Origin of the sequence: Streptomyces sp. NPDC048211, assembly GCF_043202315.1 — a bacterium.
Taxonomy (GTDB): Bacteria; Actinomycetota; Actinomycetes; order Streptomycetales; family Streptomycetaceae; genus Streptomyces.
Window position 1 is genome coordinate 339,619 of record NZ_JBIDAD010000006.1, and the last position, 20,097, is coordinate 359,715.

Below are 20,097 nucleotides of genomic sequence, written 5' to 3' on the forward strand. Positions count from 1 at the left end.
AGCAACCGACTTGCGTATTTTGGGGTGAAGTTCGGCGCCGGGGGGGTTTTGACCGTGCGTAGTCTGTGCGGCATGCAGACCACCGGGAACCGTGTGACGTCCGAGCGCGTCAGTTCTCGCGGACTAACCGGATGCACTGCGGATGAGCCTTTCGCGGGGCTGGTCCGTAATTCGGGGGACCGGATCTCAACTGCCGCTTCCAGGCGCTCTCGCCTGCCCGAGGAGTAGTCGTTCGATGAGCGAGCACCGTCGCAAGATGCCGCAACCGCAAGGTGGCGGTCGTGCCGCGGCCAGACGAGCCGCCCAGCAGTCCTCCGGACGCCGCGCGGCACCGTCACGCGGAGTAACTTCCGAATCACCTTCCGATTCGTACGGGGACGAGACCCCGTACGGCGGGCGTGCAGCGGCCAGGCGGGCCGCCCAGCGGGGCGGCGGTGGCCGCGGTGGTTCCGACGGCGGCGGTGGCCGGCGTCGCGGAGGCGGGGAGGGCGGCCAGGAGGGCCCCGGGAGGGGCCGTGGGCGCGGCAGCCAGCGCCCGGGCAAGAAGCGCTTCATCGACTACCCGCGCTCCGGCAGGCAGGGCCTGCGGCGCTGGATGCCGTCGTGGAAGCTCGTCTCCGGCCTCTGTATCGGCTTTCTCGGCCTTCTGATGGGGCTCGCCGGTCTCGCGTACGCGATGGTCGCCAAGCCTCAGGTCCAGGCGGCCGCGAGGGCGGAGAACAACGTCTACTTCTGGAAAGACGGCTCGCAGATGGTGGCCACGGGCGGTGAGGTCAACCGTCAGATCATCGACTACGCCCAGATCCCGGAAGCGATGCGCAACGCCGTCATCTCCGCCGAGAACAAGACCTTCGACACCGACCACGGCATCGACCCGATGGGTATCGCCCGGGCCGTGTTCAACATGGCCAAGGGCGGCCAGACCCAGGGTGGCTCGACGATCACCCAGCAGTACGTGAAGAACGCGCAGCTGTCGCAGGAACAGAGTCTGAGCCGTAAGTTCCAGGAGCTCTTCATCACGCTGAAGGTCGGCAGCGAGATGGATAAGAAGGACATCATGGCCGGGTACCTCAACGTCTCGTACTACGGACGTGGTGCCTCGGGTATCCAGGCGGCGGCACGTACGTACTACGGCAAGGACGCCAAGGACCTGAACCCGAGCCAGTGCGCCTTCCTGGCCACCCTGCTCAAGGGAGCGAGCTACTACGACCCCGCAGGTGCCCCGGAGATCGACTCCGTGGAGGCAACCGCGCAGAAGAACAGGGACCGGGCCGAGAAGCGCTGGAGCTGGATCCTCGACGAGGAGGTGAAGGACGGCCGGATGTCGAAGGAGGACCGGGCCAAGTACACGAAGTTCCCGATGCCCGACAAGCCGAAGAAGAACGCCCAGCTGGGCGGCCAGATCGGCTACCTCGTCAATACGGCCAACACCTACATCGTCAACAACGACAAGAGCATCACCCGCGAGAAGCTCGCCCAGGGCGGTTACGAGATCCACACGACCTTCGACGAGAAGAAGGTCGGGCAGCTCAGCAAGGCCGTCAAGAAGATCTACGACACGAAGATCGACCCGAAGAAGCGCCCGAAGACGGACACCCACGTTCAGTTCGGCGGCTCCTCGGTCAATCCGAAGACCGGCGCCGTCGAGGCCATCTACGGCGGTGAGGACGCGACGAAGCACTACACCAGCAACGCCGATCCCACCGGTGCCGCCGTCGGCTCCACCTTCAAGCCGTTCGTGCTGGCTGCCGCGATGGAGTACGGCAAGCGGGACCCCTCGGGGGGCACGGAGCAGGACGAGTCCGAGCGTACGAAGGTCTCGCCGAAGAGCGTCTACAACGGCAACAACAAGCTGAAGATCAAGAAGTACAACGGCGAGATCTGGACCGACGAGAACGGCAAGGAGTGGCTCCAGACCAACGACGGCAATGAGTCGAAGGGCAATATCACCCTTCGTGAGGCGATGCGGGTGTCGGCCAACTCGCCCTACGTGCAACTCGGCATGGACGTCGGCACCGACAAGGTGAAGGCGGCTGCCATGGCAGCCGGCCTGAAGGACGACCGGTACATGGCCGACGCGCACGTCCCGTCGTTCTCCATCGGCACCTCCACGCCCAGCACGACCAGCATGGCGGGCGCGTACGCCACGTTCGCGGCCAGTGGCCAGCAGCGTGAGCCCTTCTCGGTGACCGAGGTGAAGAAGCGCGGCGAGATCGTCTACCAGCACAAGGTGGTCTCCAAGAGCGCCTTCTCCAACGTCATCGCCGACAACGTGACGGACGTACTCAAGAACGTCGTCGAGAAGGGAACCGGTACGCCGGCCAGGCTGCCCGGACGGGACGTCGCGGGCAAGACGGGTACGACGGACTTCAACAAGTCCGCCTGGTTCGTGGGCTACACCCCGCAGTTGTCGACCGCGATCAGCATGTACCGGATGGACGACGACGACAGCCACAAGGACCGTGCCTTCGAGAAGATGTACGGCACCGGTGGCGAGGAGAAGATCCACGGCGCCTCGTTCCCCGCCAAGATCTGGCACGACTACATGGCCGAGGCAATGGAGGGCCAGGAGAAGATCTCCTTCCCGAAGCCCGAGCCGATCGGTGACACGGTCTACGGCGGCGGCGCGAAGAGCCCCGAGCCGACCCCCACCCCGACCCCGACGCCTACGCCCACGCCTTCCGAGACGGCGACGGTCACCCCGTCTCCGACACCTGACGTTCCGACGCCCGACCCGACCGAGACGTGCAGTACGTGGGACGTGACCTGCCAGAACAACAACGGCGGCAACTCCACCGGCTGGACCGACGGGGGCACCGACAGCGGGACGACCGATGGAACCACGAGCGGCACTGACGCCGGGACCACGACCGGGACCACGGAAGGGGAGACTGCCGGAGGCGCCAGCCCCTCACCCGACACAGGCGGCACCGGGAACGGCAACGGCAACCCCTGGGGCGGCCAGGTCGGCTAGACGGCGGCTCACCCCACTCGTCCGCCGTCGCGGACCGAGGTGAGCCGAGCAGTGCGACGAGGGCCGCGGCACCCCAGGGTGTGGCGGCCCTCATCGTTTCCACACGTCGGTACGGCAGGATGTGCGGCATGCCAAGCGCAGAGGATACGAGCGTGCACCAGGAACCGTCTGTCGTACGGCCCACGCACCAGGACGAGGTCGCCGCGGCCGGCAGTGAGCTGATCGGCGGGAGGTCGGGCCGCTGGGCGCGGCTGGGCAGCACCGCGCTCACGCCCGTGGGTGCCGTCGCGCTGGTGGCGATCGGGATGTTCGCGCTCGGCATGGTGCAGAAGCTGCCCTGCTACAACTGGGCCTGGTTCAGAGGCGCGGGCTCCCAGTACACCCACGCCTGCTACTCCGACATCCCGCACCTGTACTCGGGGCGTGGGTTCGCCGAGGGCCTGGTGCCGTACTTCGACCGGCTGCCCGGCGACATGCAGTTCCTGGAGTACCCGGTCCTCACCGGCGTGTTCATGCAGATCGCCGCCTGGCTCACCCCGGGTGGCTCCATCCAGGACCAGGAACAGGCTTACTGGCTCGTCAACGCGGGCATGCTGATGATCTGCGCCGCAGTCATCGCCGTGTGCGTGGCACGCACGCACCGCCGCCGTCCCTGGGACGGTCTCCTGGTGGCACTGGCGCCCGCGTTCGCCCTCACGGCCACCATCAACTGGGACCTGCTGGCCGTAGCCCTGACGGCCGCGGCGATGCTCATGTGGTCGCGGAGCCGCACCCTCGCCTTCGGCATCCTGATCGGGCTGGCCACGGCCGCCAAGCTCTATCCCGTCTTCCTTCTGGGCCCGGTCTTCGTGCTGTGCTGGCGGGCGGGGAAATGGCGGGAGTTCGGGGTGGCGACGTTCGGCGCCGCAGGCTCCTGGCTGGTGGTCAACCTGCCGGTGATGGTGTTCGCGCCCGAGGGCTGGAAGAAGTTCTACACGTTCAGCCAGGAACGCTCGATCGACTTCGGATCCTTCTGGCTGGTCATCACCCAGCGCACCGGTGAGTCCATCGAGGTCTCCACGGTCAACACCGTCTCCACGCTGGCGACGGTGGGCCTGTGCGCGGCGATCGGGGCGTTGACACTGACGGCACCGCGCAGGCCCCGGTTCGCCCAGCTCGCCTTCCTCGTCGTCGCGGTGTTCATCCTCGTCAACAAGGTCTATTCACCGCAGTACGTGCTGTGGCTGATCCCCCTCGCGGTGCTGGCCCGGCCGCGCTGGCGGGACTTCCTGATCTGGCAGGCATGCGAGGTCATGTACTTCCTGGGGATCTGGATGTACCTCGCCTACACGACGAGCGGGGACAAACACCAGGGTCTGCCGACGGAGGGCTATCAACTGGCGATCGTCCTGCACCTGCTGGGCACGCTCTACCTCTGCGCCGTGGTCGTACGGGACATCCTGATGCCGGAGCGCGACGTGGTGCGGAAGGACGGTTCGGACGACCCGTCGGGCGGTGTGCTCGACGGGGCCGATGACGTCTTCGTGCTGGGTCACGCGGCGGCGCACCCGCCGCGCCATGCCGCGCTGACGGAGGCGGGACCGCGGGTGGAGTGGGGCACGACGGGCACACCGGCCGCCGACTGAGCGACCGGCGGCCCGGGGCGCCTCAGCGGTCGACGAGCCGGTCGAACTGTGTGGTCGTGTGACGCAGATGGGCCACCAGCTCGTCGCCCACCCGCGGCTCCTCGGCGTCCGAGGGCACGAACAGGATCGACACCTGCATGTGCGGCGGCTCCGCGAACCAGCGCTGCTTGCCGGCCCAGACGAACGGCGACAGATTGCGGTTGACGGTGGCCAGTCCGGCCCGGGCGACCCCCTTGGCGCGGGGCATCACGCCGTGAAGGGCCTTCGGGGCCTCCAGGCCCACGCCGTGCGACGTGCCGCCCGCGACGACGACCAGCCAGCCGTCGGAGGCGGCCTTCTGCTGCCGGTAGCCGAACCGGTCGCCCTTGACGACGCGCGTGACGTCAAGCACCGCGCCCCGGTACTCCGTGGCCTCGTGGTCGCCGAGCCACAGCCGGGTACCGATGCGCGCGCGGAACCGGGTCTGCGGGAACTGCTGCTGCAGCCGGCCCAGTTCCTCGGCGCGCAGATGACTCACGAACATGGTGTGCAACGGCAGCCGGGCCGCCCGGAGACGGTCCATCCAGGCGATGACCTCTTCGACCGCGTCCGAGCCGTCCGTGCGGTCCAGCGGCAGGTGCAGGGCGAAGCCTTCGAGACGTACGTCCTCGATGGCGGCGTGCAACTGCCCGAGCTCCTCCTCCTTGACGCCGTGGCGCTTCATCGAGCTCATGCACTCGATGACGACCCGGGCGCCCACCAGGGCGTGCACGCCGTCCACGGACGAGACGGAGCGGATGACCCGGTCGGGCAGCGGCACCGGCTCCTCGCCCCGCCGGAACGGCGTGAGCACCAGCAGATCACCGCTGAACCAGTCCTTGATCCGGGCCGCTTCGTAGGTGGTGCCGACCGCGAGGATGTCGGAGCCGAAGCGGATCGCCTCGTCGGCCAGCCGCTCGTGGCCGAAGCCGTACCCGTTGCCCTTGCAGACCGGTACGAGCCCGGGGAACTGGTCGAGCACGGATTTCTGGTGCGCCCGCCAGCGCGCGGTGTCGACGTACAGGGAGAGCGCCATGGCCGGTCCGGAACCTTTCTGGTGGCTGCGGTGGTGTCAGAGGGGTGCGGAGCTTCCGGAACAGCTTCCGGAAGAGCCCATTGAAACGAATAAAGCCGGTTTCGTCAGCCTTGCGCGGCGAAACGGCGGCCGGTCAGCGGCGTGACATGTAGATGTCGAGAGCCTTGTGCAGCAGCTTGTTGAGCGGGAAGTCCCACTCACCGAGGTACTCCGCGGCCTGGCCGCCGGTGCCCACCTTGAACTGGATCAGGCCGAAGAGGTGATCGGTCTCGTCCAGTGAGTCGGAGATGCCGCGCAGGTCGTAGACCGTGGCACCCATCGCGTACGCGTCGCGCAGCATTCGCCACTGCATCGCGTTGGAGGGGCGGACCTCACGCTTGTGGTTGGCCGAGGCGCCGTAGGAGTACCAGACGTGCCCGCCCACGATCAGCATGGTCGCGGCCGCGACGTTCTCGCCCTCGTGACGGGCGAAGTAGAGCCGCATCCGGTTGGGGTCCTCGTTGTTGAGGGCCGTCCACATGCGCTGGAAATAGCCGAGCGGACGCGGGCGGAAGTGGTCGCGCTCCGCCGTGATCTCGTACAGCCGCTGCCACTCGGCGAGCTCCGCGTAGCTGCCCTGGACGACCTCGACGCCGGCCTTCTCGGCCTTCTTGATGTTGCGCCGCCAGAGCTGGTTGAAGCCCTTGTGCACGTCTTCGAGGGAGCGGTTGGCCAGCGGCACCTGGAAGATGTAGCGGGGCTGTACGTCACCGAATCCGGCGCCGCCGTCCTCGCCCTGCTGCCAGCCCATCTTCCGCAGCCGGTCGGCGACTTCGAAGGCCCGGGGTTCGATGTGGGTGGCCTCGACGTCGCGCAGACGCTTCACGTCCGGGTCCTGGATGCCGGCCTTGATGGCGGTGGCGTCCCAGCGGCGGATCACGACGGGCGGGCCCATCTTCACCGAGAAGGCACCCTGCTGCTTGAGGTGCGCGAGCATCGGCTGCAGCCAGTCGTTCAGGTTGGGGGCGTACCAGTTGATGACCGGGCCCTCGGGCAGATACGCGAGGTATCGCTTGATCTTGGGCAGCTGCCGGTAGAGCACCAGACCGGCGCCGACGAGCTGGCCGCCCTTGTCGAACCAGCCCAGGCTCTCCGAGCGCCATTCGGCCTTCACATCCGCCCATGCCGGGACCTGCATGTGACTGGCCGCGGGCAGGCTCTGGATGTACGCCAGATGCTGCTCTCGGCTGATGGTCCTCAGGGTCAGGCTCATGCGGGGCGCTCCTCGGCAGGTGTGTCCCCATGGGTCAGGGGCTCCGGCTCTCGCGCCGAAGCCTACTGTGACCCGGAAGCGCGCGGTCTGGCCCCGTCGTACCCGTGCGCTCCCGCTATGGCGTACGGGGCGGCCCCGTCCGTGGACGGCGCCGCCCCGCCGACTGCCGGGACGCTCCCGCGGCGCGCTCAGCTGATCACGCCGCCGAAGAGTCCGCCGTGGGCCATGCCGAGGAAGAACCCGAGGCCGGCAGCGCCCATGCCGATGAACAGCGGGAACCTCTCCCGTGTGGTCGCGGAGATGTACAGCCCGTAACCGCCCGTGAGGATTCCCACGAGTCCGGCCCATGAGCTGACCAGATGCAGGCTGTGGAACATCGCCGTCACGAACGCGAGGGCGCCGAGCACCACGGTCACGGCCACCAGGGCGTCCTGGAGGGGGTGGGGCCTGCCGTCCGTCGCGAAGAGGGAGACGGAGGAGCGGGAGCGGGATCGCATTGCTTGTGCCATGGAATACCTCCTGGCCGAAAGGCGGCGCATCGTGGCGCCGCTCACACCCGATGTGTACAGATTGCGTCTCCTGACCACCGGATTTCAACCGGAAGCCGGTCTACGGGTACTCTGTACGGTCTGCACCGGTGTCTGCCCAGGCCAGCACAGTCAGCCCCTCCTCGACGGAGGGTGTTGTCAGTGGCGGCTGTTTTACTCGGAGACACTGATGCTTCACGCATCACGACCCTCCTGCCACGGAACGACCGTGGCCGCTGAGTCCAAAGGAGGTGGGTTCCACATGCGTCACTACGAGGTGATGGTCATCCTCGACCCCGATCTCGAGGAGCGAGCAGTCTCCCCGCTGATCGAGAACTTCCTCTCCGTCGTCCGTGAGGGCGAAGGAAAGGTTGAGAAGGTCGACACCTGGGGCCGTCGTCGGCTCGCTTACGAGATCAAGAAGAAGCCCGAGGGCATCTACTCGGTCATCGACCTGCAGGCCGAGCCTGCGGTCGTCAAGGAGCTCGACCGCCAGATGAACCTGAACGAGTCGGTCCTCCGGACCAAGGTCCTCCGTCCCGAGATCCACTGAGCTTCTAGCTCAGTGGTCATCGGGTTCGAGTAGCAGCAAGCAGCCAGAAGCAATCCCCGCCGAGAGGTTCATCCATGGCAGGCGAGACCGTCATCACGGTCGTCGGCAATCTCGTCGACGACCCCGAGCTGCGCTTCACCCCGTCCGGTGCGGCGGTCGCGAAGTTCCGCGTCGCGTCCACTCCCCGCATCTTCGACCGGCAGACCAATGAGTGGAAGGACGGCGAAGGCCTGTTCCTCACCTGCTCGGTCTGGCGTCAGGCGGCGGAGAACGTCGCCGAGTCGCTCACGCGAGGCATGCGCGTTGTCGTGCAGGGCCGGCTGAAGCAGCGGTCGTACGAAGACCGCGAGGGCGTCAAGCGCACGGTCTACGAGCTGGACGTCGAGGAAGTCGGCCCCAGTCTCAAGAGCGCCACCGCCAAGGTCACCAAGACCACCGGTCGCGGTGGTCAGGGCGGCCAGGGCCAGGGTGGATACGGCGGCGGTCAGCAGGGTGGCGGTAACTGGGGCGGCGGTCCCGGTGCTGGTGGCCAGCAGGGTGGTGGCGGCGCTCCCGCCGACGACCCGTGGGCCACGAGCGCGCCGGCCGGCGGCCAGCAGGGCGGGGGCCAGCAGAGCGGCGGAGGCGGTTGGGGCGGAAGCTCCGGCGGCTCCGGCGGTTCTGGCGGCGGCTACTCGGACGAGCCGCCCTTCTAGGGCAGCTCGTACCCCCACTTCTTGATCACACAGGAGAAACACCATGGCGAAGCCGCCTGTGCGCAAGCCTAAGAAGAAGGTCTGCGCGTTCTGCAAGGACAAGACCCAGTACGTGGACTACAAGGACACGAACATGCTGCGGAAGTTCATTTCCGACCGCGGCAAGATCCGTGCCCGCCGCGTCACCGGCAACTGCACGCAGCACCAGCGTGACGTCGCCACGGCTGTCAAGAACAGCCGTGAGATGGCGCTGCTGCCCTACACGTCCACCGCGCGATAAGGGAAGGGTGACCGAATCATGAAGATCATCCTCACCCACGAGGTCTCCGGCCTCGGTGCTGCTGGCGACGTCGTTGACGTCAAGGACGGGTACGCCCGTAACTACCTGGTTCCGCGTGGCTTTGCCATTCGCTGGACCAAGGGTGGCGAGAAGGACGTGGCGCAGATCCGCCGCGCCCGCAAGATCCACGAGATCGCCACGATCGAGCAGGCCAACGAGATCAAGTCCAAGCTCGAGGCCGTGAAGGTCCGTCTGGCCGTTCGCTCCGGCGACGCCGGCCGTCTCTTCGGCTCTGTCACCCCGGCCGACATCGCCTCGGCGATCAAGGCTGCCGGTGGCCCGGATGTCGACAAGCGTCGCGTCGAGCTCGGCTCGCCGATCAAGACGCTCGGCGGACACCAGGTGTCCGTGCGTCTGCACCCCGAGGTCGCTGCGAAGCTCGGCATCGAGGTTGTTGCTGCCTGATTGGGCCGCACCTCAGCAGAACAGTGAAGGGCCGCACCCTCTGGGTGCGGCCCTTCGCCGTTGTCCCGGGCAGCCGGGTTTCACGTCTTCCTGTCTTCATGGCTGCCTGTTTCACGTGAAACAGGCAGCCATGAGCCCTCAGCGGGTGGCCCCGGTGATCATCCAGGCGCCGGAACGGACGCGAAGCCAGAGGGTTGCCATGCGAACGAGCATCATCAGCGTCATCGCACCCCACAGCGCGGTCAGGCCGCCCCCGAGGACGGGTACCAGCAAGGCCACCGGGGCGAAGACGGTCAAGGTGATGAGCATGGCCCAGGCCAGATAGGGCCCGTCCCCGGCGCCCATCAGGACGCCGTCCAGGACGAAGACGACCCCGGCGATCGGTTGCGTCAGAGCTACCACCAGCAGGGCCGGGAACAGTGTGTCCTGCACGGACCGATCGCTGGTGAAGAGAGGGACGAACAGAGGACGGGCGAGAAGGATCAGGGCTCCGAACACCACCCCGGAGACGACGCCCCACTGCACCATGCGGCGGCAGGCCTCGCGCGCGCCCTTGGTGTCATCCGCTCCCAGGTAGCGTCCGATGATGGCCTGCCCGGCGATGGCGATGGCATCCAGCGCGAAAGCCATCAGGCTCCACAGCGACAGAATGATCTGATGCGCCGCGATGTCGGTGTCGCCCAGCCGGGCGGCGACGGCCGTGGCGATGAGCAGGACGGCGCGGAGCGACAGGGTACGGACCAGGAGGGGGACACCTGCCTGGGCGCTGGCCCTGATGCCTGCGATGTCGGGACGCAGGGACGCTCCGTGGCGCCGTGCGCCGCGGACCACGACCACGAGATAGACGATGGCCATCCCGATCTGAGCGATCACCGTGCCCCAGGCCGATCCTGCGATGCCGAGCCCGGCACCGTAGACGAGGGCTGCGTTGAGGGCCGCGTTGGCAGCGAATCCGCCGACGGCGACGTAGAGCGGAGTGCGGGTGTTCTGCAGGCCCCGGAGGACACCGGTCGCCGCCATCACCACGAGCATCGCGGGGATTCCGAGGCTGGAGATCCGCAGATAGGTGGTGGCGTAAGGGGCTGCTGTGTCGGAGGCGCCGAACACCTCGACGAGCCAGGGAGCCAGGGGGAGGGTGAGGGCGATGACGGCAAGGCCCAGCAGAATCGCCAGCCAGATGCCGTCCATGCCCTGGCGGATTGCTGAGGCCAGATCGCCGGCGCCGACCCGCCGGGCGACAGCCGCGGTGGTGGCGTAGGCGAGGAAGACGAAGATGCTGACGGCGGTCGTCAGCAGGGCTGCGGCGACGGCCAGGCCGGCCAGTTGCGGAGTGCCGAGATGGCCGACGATGGCGCTGTCGACCATCACGAAAAGCGGCTCGGCCACGAGTGCGCCGAAGGCGGGGACGGCGAGGGCGATGATCTCGCGATCATGCCGCCGACGACGGGACGGCGGGGTCGTCGGTACCTGGATCATGGGAGGCAATCTAATCTTCCACAGGTAATGGACGCAAGCATCGAGAGAGTCTTACACACTCCACGGTGTGACGTTCTGGCATGTGCCGGTTGTCGGGAACTTGTGCCGACTCGGAAAGTTTTTCTCCCCCACAGCCCGTGGATGGAGAAAGTGCAGGTCAGGTGCTTATTGGTGTCGTCGCTATGAGTTTGTCCACAGTGCTGTCCCCCGGTCCGTGCACAGGTTCCGGGGAGTTCTCCACAGCATCTGGTCCGTCGTCCACATGCCCTGTGGATAACCAGATTGGCTGACGCTTCCGGGACGCCTACCGTGGTCCGGCGCCCCCACCTCGTTTCGGCCCTGGAAACCCGCAGATCCCGACACACCGGAACCGGAGTCGGGCGTCCTGATTGTCGGTGCTGTGCCGTAAGAAAGAGTGGCACGGCTAGGTCCGCGGAGCGGACGGGAGGTGGTGGCCGGATGAGCATTCCCGAGCCTTTGGACGATCCCTGGGCCGATACCGGTCCCAGCGACCGGCTGCCTGTTTCCCGCCAGCGACGGGGCGAGGGCAGGGACCGCGGTGAGCAGCACGACCGAGGCCGGGAGAGCGGCGGATGGGAGGGCGGTTCCCCCGGTTTCGAGCGGGTCCCGCCCCAGGATCTCGACGCGGAACAGTCCGTCCTCGGCGGCATGCTCCTGTCGAAGGACGCCATCGCCGACGTCGTGGAGATCATCAAGGGCCACGACTTCTATCGTCCCGCGCACGAGACCGTGTACCAGGCGATCCTCGACCTGTACGCGAAGGGCGAGCCGGCCGACCCGATCACCGTGGCGGCCGAACTGGTCAAGCGTGGCGAGATCACCAAGGTGGGCGGAGCCCCGTACCTGCACACCCTGGTCCAGTCGGTGCCGACCGCGGCCAACGCTTCGTACTACGCGGAGATCGTTCACGAGCGGGCCGTCCTGCGGCGACTCGTCGAGGCCGGCACGAAGATCACGCAGATGGGATATGCGGCCGACGGTGACGTCGACGACATCGTCAACTCCGCCCAGGCCGAGATCTACGCCGTCACCGAACAGCGGACCAGTGAGGACTACCTGCCGCTGGGCGACATCATGGAGGGTGCGCTCGACGAGATCGAGGCGATCGGGTCCCGCAGCGGAGAGATGACCGGTGTGCCGACCGGGTTCACCGACCTCGACGCCCTGACCAACGGTCTCCACCCGGGACAGATGGTCGTCATCGCTGCCCGTCCCGCCATGGGTAAGTCCACGCTCGCCCTGGACTTCGCCCGGGCCTGCTCGATCAAGAGCAACCTGCCCAGCGTGATCTTCTCCCTGGAAATGGGCCGGAACGAGATCGCGATGCGTCTGCTGTCCGCCGAGGCACGGGTGGCGCTCCATCACATGCGCTCGGGCACGATGACCGACGAGGACTGGACGCGGCTGGCGCGGCGGATGCCCGACGTCTCGGCGGCCCCGCTCTACATCGACGACTCGCCGAACCTCTCCATGATGGAGATCCGGGCCAAGTGCCGGCGCCTCAAGCAGCGGAACGACCTCAAACTGGTGGTCATCGACTATCTGCAGCTGATGCAGTCCGGTGGTTCGAAGCGTGCCGAGAGCCGTCAGCAGGAGGTCTCGGACATGTCCCGAAACCTCAAGCTGCTGGCCAAGGAGCTGCAGTTGCCGGTGATCGCGCTCTCCCAGCTGAACCGTGGACCGGAGCAGCGCACCGACAAGAAGCCGATGGTTTCCGACCTTCGTGAGTCCGGATCGATCGAGCAGGACGCCGACATGGTGATCCTGCTGCATCGTGAGGACGCTTATGAGAAGGAGTCACCACGTGCGGGTGAGGCCGACCTGATCGTGGCGAAGCACCGTAACGGTCCGACCGCGACGATCACGGTCGCCTTCCAGGGTCACTACTCGCGCTTCGTGGACATGGCGCAGACCTGACCGGTGTGGGCACGGGGCCGGTTCGGCCCATGCATCGTGCCCGTGGGCCGACTGCGCGTCACCCACGTCGGGTTCAGCCGGACCCGCGGGGCCGACGCTGACGACGGCCCACCGATCGGCCCTGGCTCCGCCGTGCCGTGCCGGCTTCCGCGAAGGCATCACGGCAATTCGGCCGCACCTTCCCGGGCGGGATCCGCGGACTCCGGGCGCTCCGGTCCGTCGGCCGGGGCTGCGGCGCGCAGGGCCGCCTCGACCCGGCGGTTGCCGGTCATGGTCGCCGTGACGGCGGTCATGGCGAGGAGGAGACCGGCGGCGGCGTACAGCGGGGTGCGTATGTCATACGCGGTGGCCAGCCAGCCGCCGAAGAAGGCGCCGAACGGGGCGGCGCACATGGCGAGCATGCGAGAGGTGGAGGCGACCCGGCCCATCAGGTGGGCGGGGACGATCGTCTGTCGGAGGGAGGGACCGAGCACCATCGTGGCACCCATGCCCGCTCCGCAGACGGCGAGTGCGAGTCCCGCCAGGTAGGCATTCGGGGCAGCCGCAAGCCCCAGGATGGCAAGCCCTTCGATCGATGCCGTGCAGGTCAGCGCGGTGCCTATGCCGAGTCTCCGGCCGAGGAAGGAGGCGATGCCCGCGCCGAGCAGGCCGCCGGTGGCCTCCGCGGTCAGGAGCAGGCCGAAGCCGAACGCGCCGATGCCGAGACGCTCGCGAGCGAAGAGAGCGAGCACCGTCTCCACGGCGAGGAAGGCGACGTTGCCCACTGCTGGACGGAGCGCGAGCCCGAGCAGCAACCGATCCCGGAAGACGTACGAGGCCCCGGCCCGGGCCTGCCGGAGCAGCGACTCGCGGGACTCCGGTACGGGCAGGGGCGCGGCGGGCAGCGAGCGGACGAGCAGCGCGGAGAACGCGAACGACACCGCGTCCGCGAGCAGGGGAACCGCCCGCCCGAGTGTGAGCAGCGCACTGCCCAGGGGCGGCCCCGCGAAGCCGGACGTGGCCGTCTGGGTTCCGCGCAGGCGGGAGTTGGCGCGCTCCAGGAGCGCGGGGTCGCGGCCGAGCAGATCCGGCAGATAAGCCGTGGCTGCCGTGTCGAAGAAGAGCCCGCCGACCCCGAGCAGGAAGGCGACGGCCGCGAGCAGCGGAATGCTCAGCATGTCGAGCGCGGCGGCCGCCGCCGGTATCGCGAGCAGCGCCGCGCGCGTGGCGTCCGCGACCCACATCGTGCGCCGGCGGTCCCAGCGGTCCACCAGTGCGCCGCCGAGCACCCCGAAGAGCAGCCACGGCAGCGTGCCGGCGGCCGTGACGACGGCGAGCGCCATCGGATCCCGCGTCAGCGACAACGCGAGCAGCGGAAGCGCGCCATGCGTCACTCCGTCACCGAGCGAGGACACCGTCTGCGCGGTCCACAGCCGGCCGAACCCGGCGGGCAACCTTCTTCCGTCAGACTTCACTTGGCATCCTCTTCGGTCTGCTCGTGGGGTTCCGGCCGCGCCGGCCGGAACAGTGCGAAGGCGAGCGATACGTCGGGCAGGGACGGATCGGACAGCTCGCGGTACTCCTCCGCCAGTGCCTGCAGGCGCGCACCCAGTTCCGTGAACTGCTCGGCGGTGAGCCGCAGATGCGCCATCCCTACATGTCGTTCGCTCTCCACAGGGGCCGACTCCAGGTCCGCCACCGCATGTCGCATCAGCACATCCGGCTGCCCCACCCCCGGATCGGGCAGCTCGATCGTCCGTGCGGCCATCGCGTAGTACCGCTCGGTGACCCCCCGCACCTTCCGCGTCCGCACGACCTTCACCAGGCCGGCCCGTTCGAGCAGTCGCACGTGGTAACTGGAACTTCCCTTCGCGAGACCCACCCGGGCAGCGATCTGGGTGATCGTCGCCGGCTCGAAGCGGAGCACGGCCATGATCCGGTGACGCGTGAGATTGGAGACGGCGCGCAACTGCGCGTCAGTGGTGACGTGAAGGGTCTCGGGGAGTTCGTCGGCAGGCATGTGCTCAATGGTCAACGAGTCTTGACCATTAGGCAAGAGGAAATGCCCGCCGTCTTCCGGGAGTTCGTCGTCCGGGCGCGAGACCGTCGCTTCTCCGTGCGGCAGTGGCCGGTGCGCCGCCACCGATGGCCGGGACCGTCGACATGGCTGCCGCCTCGTGGACAACCCCATTCGACGAAGGTCTCGATCGCGCTGAGAGGGCCGCGACGGCACCGGAAATGAAGTCGCCCCACGGCGGTCCGGGAGGTAGTTGTTGACGATGACTTCTCCCGCTGAACAATTGCTGCCGGGCACGCAGCGCGCGCTGCTGCACCGCATCGCCACGGCTCAGGCCGAGGGGCGCTCACCTTCTTTTGCCGCTGCCGTACAACGGCAGGGCCGCATCGTCTGGGACGGCTCCCGCAGCTGTGTCGACGGCCATGCTCCGGACACGGACACACAGTTCAGGATCGGTTCGCTCACCAAGACGTTCACCGCCGTGCTGGTCCTGCGGCTCCGGGACGAGGGCCTGCTGGACCTGGGCGATTCCCTGGAGAAGCATCTGCCCGGTACGGGCGCGGGTGACGTCACCCTTCACCAACTGCTCGGCCACAGTGCGGGGCTCGGTGCCGAGTCGCCCGCGCCTTGGTGGGAACGGACACCCGGCAGTCTGCGGCCGGGCCTTGCGGACGTCCTCGGTGACCGGACCAGGATGCACCCTCCCGGCCGCCGGCATCACTATTCGAACCCGGGCTACACACTGCTCGGAGCGCTGATCGAAGCGGCCCGCGGAGCGTCGTGGGCCGAGGTGCTGCGCAGAGAGATCCTGGAGCCGCTGGCCATGCACCGGACGAGCCCGCAGGCGCAGGCTCCGCACGCCGGTGGCTGGGCCGTGCATCCCTGGGCGGACGTCATGCTGCCCGAACCGGCCGAGGACCTGGGGCTGATGGCGCCGGCCGGTCAGCTCTGGTCCACCACCGCCGACCTTCTGCGTTTCGCCGCCTTTCTTGCAGAGGGAGACGACCGGGTGCTCTCGGCCGCATCCGTGGCGGAGATGCGGGAGCCGGCGGCTCCGCCCGAGTCCGGGGACTGGGACGGGCATTACGGGCTGGGCCTTCAGGTGGTCCGGAGGAAGGGCCGCACACTTATGGGGCACACGGGGTCGCTCCCCGGCTTCTTGGCGGCGCTCTGGTTCAGCGTCGAGGATGATGTGGCTGCTGTCGCGGTCGCCAATGTCACGTCCGGCGTGCTGGTCGGTGAGGTGGCCGCCGAACTCGTCGACATCGTTGCCGAGGCGGAGCCCCGTATCCCGGAGCCGTGGCGCCCGTTGCCCGAGGTGGATGCGGAGCTTCTGGCACTTACCGGCCCTTGGTACTGGGGTACCCGTCCGAACGTCCTGCGACTGACCCCGGACCGGGGGCTGGAGCTGCGGACGCTGAACGGTCAGGGCCGCGGGGCCCGCTTCACCGCCCGTCCGGACGGGACCTGGATCGGGCTGGACGGCTATTACGCGGGGGAGACGCTGAGCGTGGTGCGGAACAGCGACGGCAGCGTGAACCATCTGGATCTTGGTTCGTTCGTCTTCACACGTGAGCCGTACGATCCCGCTGCGGCCGTTCCGGGTGGCGTGGACGCGGACGGATGGCGAGGCCTGGAAAGCTGAGTGGGTGGGCGTTGAGCTGCTCGGAGAGTTGAGTCGCCCGTTTCACGTGAAACGGGCGGCGGGCCGGTCAGGCGGTCAACTCCCTTTCCAGCGGCGTGCGGAAGCGGGGCGTGATCCGTGCCTCGCCCACCCAGCCCGCAAGCCGTGATGCCTCTGTCTCGATTGCGGCGGAGGCATCGCGGCCCGCGTCGGTGAGGAGCCGCCACACCGGCTCGCCGTCGCCTCGCAGAGCCCATCCGCCCACGATCCGGCCGTTCCACCACACGGTGGGGCCGACATTGCCGGAACGGTCGAAGAGCGCTTCCCGGTGCTCGGCGGGAAGGTGGAAGCCGCGATCGGCCCACCCCATGGCACTCGGATCAAGTGCGGGCAGCAACGCGGCCCAGGGCTCGGGCGCCGGATCGGGTTCGTAGTCCTGCGGCGCGATCCAGGCCGTGGCGCCGCTGTCGAGCCGTGCCTCTTCCGCCCCTGCTGTTGCCAGTGCCCGGCGCACCTGGCCGATCCCCCAGCCCGTCCACCACTTGAGGTCTCCCTCGGACGCGGGGCCGTAGGAGCGGAGCCAGCGCAAGGCCAGCTCCGCCTGAGCCCGGCCGGTGTCCTGTGCGGGCCGTGGCGAGGATGCCGTCCACCGGAATTGGCTGGAGGTCCAGGAGCCGCGTGGCCGGTCCCGGCGGATCCGCCCTTCGGCTGCCAGCACACGGATGACCCGTGAGGCCACGCCCTGCACAGCTTCCTGCTTCTTTCCGGGGAAGAGCGTGATCTTGGTGCGCAGAGCGGGTACGGCGGCGGAGAGCTCGCTGCCTGTGGCGGAGCCGCGGACTGCGAGGGCTGCGAGGACGGACTTCTCGGTGCCGGTCAGCCACTGGTCGTCCAGCCCGTTGCCGTCCTCCGCCAGGTGTTTGAGGAGATTCCGGCGTTCTTTGGCGGCGACAGCGCGCGCATTGGAGGCCTCGGCCCACGGGGCCATCTCCTGCGACATGACGAACAGGGTGTTGCGCATGGAGAGCAGCCGGACCAGGGAGACGTCCTCGTAGAGGTGCTGCTCCACCAGGGCGACGTCCGGCTCCCGGAGACGTGCGCAGGTGGAGAGGAAGACGGTGGCCGCGTCGGTGGCGTGCAGGGCGACGACGGCGTCGGCCACGGCGACGGGGGACTCGGACCGCACCGAGGGGGCGAGAAGGTGGCGGCGGCCGATCCTGATGCGGCGCTGTTCGTCGCTGATGCGGTGCACAATCGACTCCTCCGAGACGGGAACCTCGGTCAAAGGGCGAGCTTGAAGCCCACATGGCTGGCCACGAAGCCGAGCCGTTCATAGAAGCGATGAGCGTCGGTCCGAGTCGCATCGGACGTCAGCTGAACCAGCTGGCATTCCTGTCGTCGTGATTCATCCACGGCCCACTGAATCAGCTGCGTACCGAGACCGCTGCCGCGCTCGTCCGTGTGAACGCGGACGCCCTCGATCACCGACCGTGTCGAGCCGCGCCTGGAGAGCCCTGGGATCACGGTCAGCTGGAGTGTCCCGACGACGCGGTCCGCGCGTACGGCGACCATCACATGCTGATGGGGATCGTCGGTCAGCCGGCGGAACGCCGCGAGGTAAGGGGCGAGGTCGTCCGGTGACTCGCGTTGGGCACCCAGCGGATCGTCGGCGAGCATGGCCACGATCTCGGAGAGATCGCCGACGGCCGCAGGACGGATTTCCGGATCGCTCATGATCGGCAGCCTACGCCGCGACCCAGTGGCGGGACCCTCTATGCGGGAACCTTCAGCTCCTCGACCGTCCGGACGAGCGGGGCCAGTTCGGGGTTCTTGGCGGCCTCGTCCAGTGCGGCCCTCAGCGCGGTGTCATTGGTCGGCCGCGCCTCGGAGAGCAGTGTGAGGCCGGCTTCGGTGACATCGGTGTAGATGCCCCTCCGGTCGGTGTCGCAGAGGTACCGGGTCAGCAGGCCCCGGTCCTCAAGGCGGGTGACCAGACGGGTGGTGGCGCTCTGGCTGAGCACGACGGCGTCGGCCACCTGCTTCATCTGCAGATGGCCGCCCGGTCCGTTGTGCTGGCGGCTCAGGACGTCCAGCAGGGAGTACTCCCGCACGCTGAGGCCGTGCCCGGTCTGCAGGGCCCGTTCGATGTGGGCCTCGATCTTCCCGTGGAGCAGGGAGAGCGCGCACCAGCCCTGGGAAAGGGCGGTCAGGGCCGGGTCCGTCGCTGTCATGGGTCTCTCCTCCGTGCCGGAGTTGCTTGCGTCCAGGATAGGCGACGAGCGCAATAGCTCGCGCTTGCAATTAACCCGCGCCTGCAATTATTGTGGACGCTCGTAAGGCGCAGACGCAATCTCCAGGGAAGGTGAAACCCATGCCGCTCGCGCTCCTCGCCCTCGCCATCGGGGCATTCGGTATCGGAACGACCGAGTTCGTGATCATGGGGCTGCTCCCCGAGGTGGCTGCGGACTTTCAGGTCTCGATCCCGACTGCGGGCTTCCTCGTCACCGGCTACGCGCTCGGTGTCGTCATCGGAGCCCCGCTGATGACCCTCCTCGGCACCAAGGTCAGCCGCAAACGCATGCTGATGATCCTCATGGCGCTGTTCGTCATCGGCAACGTGGTCTCCGCGACGGCTCCCGTCTTCGGAGTGATGCTCGCGGGCCGGGTGATCGCTTCGCTCGCCCACGGCGCGTTCTTCGGCATCGGATCGGTGGTGGCAGCCGACCTGGTCGCCCCGCACAAGAAGGCCGGCGCGATCGCCATGATGTTCACGGGGCTCACCGTCGCCAATGTCGTCGGTGTGCCGCTGGGCACCTACATCGGTCAGAGCGTCGGCTGGCGGAGCACGTTCTTCGTCGTGGCCGCTCTCGGCGTCATCGGTCTGCTCGGCGTGGCCCGGCTCGTTCCCGACCAGCCCCGCCCCGAAGGTGTCCGACTGCGCCACGAGCTCGCTGCCTTCCGTAACGTGCAGGTACTGCTCGCCATGGCGATGACCGTGCTGGGCTTCGGAGGGGTCTTCGCCGCGATCACCTACATCACGCCGATGATGACGGAGATCGCCGGCTACTCGGCCTCCTCCGTCACCTGGCTGCTGGTGCTCTTCGGCCTCGGCATGGTCGGAGGCAACCTGCTCGGCGGCAAGTTCGCAGACCGCCACCTGATGCCCCTGCTGTACGTGTCGCTGGGTGGCCTCGCCGTCGTCCTGTTGCTGTTCACGCTGACCGCCCACAACCAGATCGCGGCAGCCGTCACCATCTTCCTGATCGGTGGCCTGGGCTTCGCGACCGTGCCCCCGCTGCAGAAGCGGGTGCTCGACCAGGCGGCCGGGGCCCCGACCCTCGCCTCCGCGGTGAACATCGGCGCCTTCAACCTGGGCAACGCCCTGTCCGCATGGCTCGGCGGCATCGTCATCGCAGCCGGTCTCGGCTACACCGCACCCAATTGGGTCGGTGCCGTGCTCGCCGCCTCCGCGCTGGTGCTCGCCGTCGTCTCCAGCACCCTGGAGCGCCGTACGACCACTCGAAGCCGCCTCGTGACCGCCCACACCCCGGAGCCGGCCGGCGTACCCGTGGCCGCCCGGCACTGACGGCTCCGTATCCCCCACACCCCGGAGTCGGCGGCCATACCCGTGGCCGCCC

Annotated in this window: 18 protein-coding genes; 9 read left to right on the top strand and 9 right to left on the bottom strand. The window is 68.2% G+C overall.

The genetic code is table 11. The features are described from left to right. Positions 1–235: 235 nt before the first annotated feature. A complete protein-coding gene (locus tag ACGFZA_RS23790; protein ID WP_393681715.1) occupies positions 236–2,974 on the top strand; it encodes a transglycosylase domain-containing protein in 2,739 nt (912 codons plus the stop codon). A gap of 128 nt (positions 2,975–3,102) precedes the next feature. Then, positions 3,103–4,599: a glycosyltransferase family 87 protein gene (locus tag ACGFZA_RS23795; RefSeq protein WP_393681717.1), complete on the top strand. Its 1,497-nt coding sequence runs from the start codon at positions 3,103–3,105 to the stop codon at positions 4,597–4,599. A 22-nt stretch (positions 4,600–4,621) separates the two neighbouring features. On the opposite strand, the gene ACGFZA_RS23800 is transcribed toward ACGFZA_RS23795, so the two are convergent. From ACGFZA_RS23800 to ACGFZA_RS23810, 3 genes are all read right to left on the bottom strand, one after another. Continuing rightward, positions 4,622–5,653: an alanine racemase gene (locus ACGFZA_RS23800; RefSeq protein WP_136330867.1), complete on the bottom strand. Its 1,032-nt coding sequence runs from the start codon at positions 5,651–5,653 to the stop codon at positions 4,622–4,624. Positions 5,654–5,786: 133 nt separating this feature from the next. Further along, positions 5,787–6,905 (bottom strand): peptidoglycan bridge formation glycyltransferase FemA/FemB family protein, encoded by a 1,119-nt coding sequence (locus ACGFZA_RS23805; RefSeq protein ID WP_350988355.1) that lies wholly within the window; start codon positions 6,903–6,905, stop codon positions 5,787–5,789. Between the two features lie 188 nt (positions 6,906–7,093). Then, positions 7,094–7,414: a hypothetical protein gene (locus tag ACGFZA_RS23810; RefSeq protein ID WP_350988353.1), complete on the bottom strand. Its 321-nt coding sequence runs from the start codon at positions 7,412–7,414 to the stop codon at positions 7,094–7,096. Between the two features lie 280 nt (positions 7,415–7,694). Here ACGFZA_RS23810 and rpsF point away from each other — a divergent pair, with 280 nt between their 5' ends. From rpsF to rplI, 4 genes are all read left to right on the top strand, one after another. Further along, a complete protein-coding gene (gene rpsF / locus ACGFZA_RS23815) occupies positions 7,695–7,985 on the top strand; it encodes a 30S ribosomal protein S6 (RefSeq protein WP_018101872.1) in 291 nt (96 codons plus the stop codon). A 74-nt stretch (positions 7,986–8,059) separates the two neighbouring features. Beyond that, positions 8,060–8,680, top strand: a complete 621-nt coding sequence (locus ACGFZA_RS23820; RefSeq protein ID WP_350988351.1) for a single-stranded DNA-binding protein — start codon at positions 8,060–8,062, stop codon at positions 8,678–8,680. A 43-nt stretch (positions 8,681–8,723) separates the two neighbouring features. After that, positions 8,724–8,960, top strand: coding sequence for a 30S ribosomal protein S18 (gene rpsR / locus ACGFZA_RS23825; RefSeq protein WP_003967857.1), 237 nt, complete (start codon positions 8,724–8,726; stop codon positions 8,958–8,960). Positions 8,961–8,978: 18 nt separating this feature from the next. Next, complete coding sequence (gene rplI / locus ACGFZA_RS23830; protein WP_145764537.1) at positions 8,979–9,425, top strand: 50S ribosomal protein L9; 447 nt, start codon at positions 8,979–8,981, stop codon at positions 9,423–9,425. Between the two features lie 138 nt (positions 9,426–9,563). On the opposite strand, the gene ACGFZA_RS23835 is transcribed toward rplI, so the two are convergent. Further along, on the bottom strand, positions 9,564–10,901 hold the full coding sequence (locus ACGFZA_RS23835; RefSeq protein ID WP_385277609.1) for an MATE family efflux transporter: 1,338 nt from the start codon (positions 10,899–10,901) through the stop codon (positions 9,564–9,566). A 459-nt stretch (positions 10,902–11,360) separates the two neighbouring features. On the opposite strand from ACGFZA_RS23835, the gene dnaB reads away from it, so the two are divergent. Then, positions 11,361–12,839 carry a replicative DNA helicase gene (gene dnaB, locus ACGFZA_RS23840; RefSeq protein ID WP_385277611.1) on the top strand — a complete coding sequence of 493 codons (1,479 nt, stop codon included), beginning with the start codon at positions 11,361–11,363 and terminating at the stop codon, positions 12,837–12,839. Positions 12,840–12,997: 158 nt separating this feature from the next. On the opposite strand, the gene ACGFZA_RS23845 is transcribed toward dnaB, so the two are convergent. Beyond that, positions 12,998–14,272, bottom strand: a complete 1,275-nt coding sequence (locus ACGFZA_RS23845) for an MFS transporter (RefSeq protein ID WP_393681926.1) — start codon at positions 14,270–14,272, stop codon at positions 12,998–13,000. A 17-nt stretch (positions 14,273–14,289) separates the two neighbouring features. Beyond that, positions 14,290–14,838 carry an ArsR/SmtB family transcription factor gene (locus tag ACGFZA_RS23850; RefSeq protein WP_385277613.1) on the bottom strand — a complete coding sequence of 183 codons (549 nt, stop codon included), beginning with the start codon at positions 14,836–14,838 and terminating at the stop codon, positions 14,290–14,292. Positions 14,839–15,097: 259 nt separating this feature from the next. Here ACGFZA_RS23850 and ACGFZA_RS23855 point away from each other — a divergent pair, with 259 nt between their 5' ends. Next, on the top strand, positions 15,098–16,480 hold the full coding sequence (locus ACGFZA_RS23855; RefSeq protein ID WP_393681722.1) for a serine hydrolase domain-containing protein: 1,383 nt from the start codon (positions 15,098–15,100) through the stop codon (positions 16,478–16,480). Between the two features lie 67 nt (positions 16,481–16,547). Here ACGFZA_RS23855 and ACGFZA_RS23860 read toward each other — a convergent pair whose 3' ends face one another. The 3 genes from ACGFZA_RS23860 to ACGFZA_RS23870 are packed head-to-tail and all read right to left on the bottom strand — an operon-like array spanning position 16,548 to position 18,690. Continuing rightward, positions 16,548–17,711: a winged helix DNA-binding domain-containing protein gene (locus ACGFZA_RS23860; protein WP_393681928.1), complete on the bottom strand. Its 1,164-nt coding sequence runs from the start codon at positions 17,709–17,711 to the stop codon at positions 16,548–16,550. Positions 17,712–17,740: 29 nt separating this feature from the next. Continuing rightward, on the bottom strand, positions 17,741–18,193 hold the full coding sequence (locus ACGFZA_RS23865) for a GNAT family N-acetyltransferase (RefSeq protein ID WP_385277617.1): 453 nt from the start codon (positions 18,191–18,193) through the stop codon (positions 17,741–17,743). 38 nt (positions 18,194–18,231) lie between these two features. Beyond that, positions 18,232–18,690 carry a MarR family transcriptional regulator gene (locus tag ACGFZA_RS23870; RefSeq protein ID WP_326737439.1) on the bottom strand — a complete coding sequence of 153 codons (459 nt, stop codon included), beginning with the start codon at positions 18,688–18,690 and terminating at the stop codon, positions 18,232–18,234. A 140-nt stretch (positions 18,691–18,830) separates the two neighbouring features. Here ACGFZA_RS23870 and ACGFZA_RS23875 point away from each other — a divergent pair, with 140 nt between their 5' ends. Next, the gene (locus tag ACGFZA_RS23875) at positions 18,831–20,045 is read left to right on the top strand and encodes an MFS transporter (protein ID WP_393681726.1); all 1,215 of its coding nucleotides are present in this window, start codon (positions 18,831–18,833) and stop codon (positions 20,043–20,045) included. The last annotated feature ends 52 nt before the right edge of the window (positions 20,046–20,097 follow it).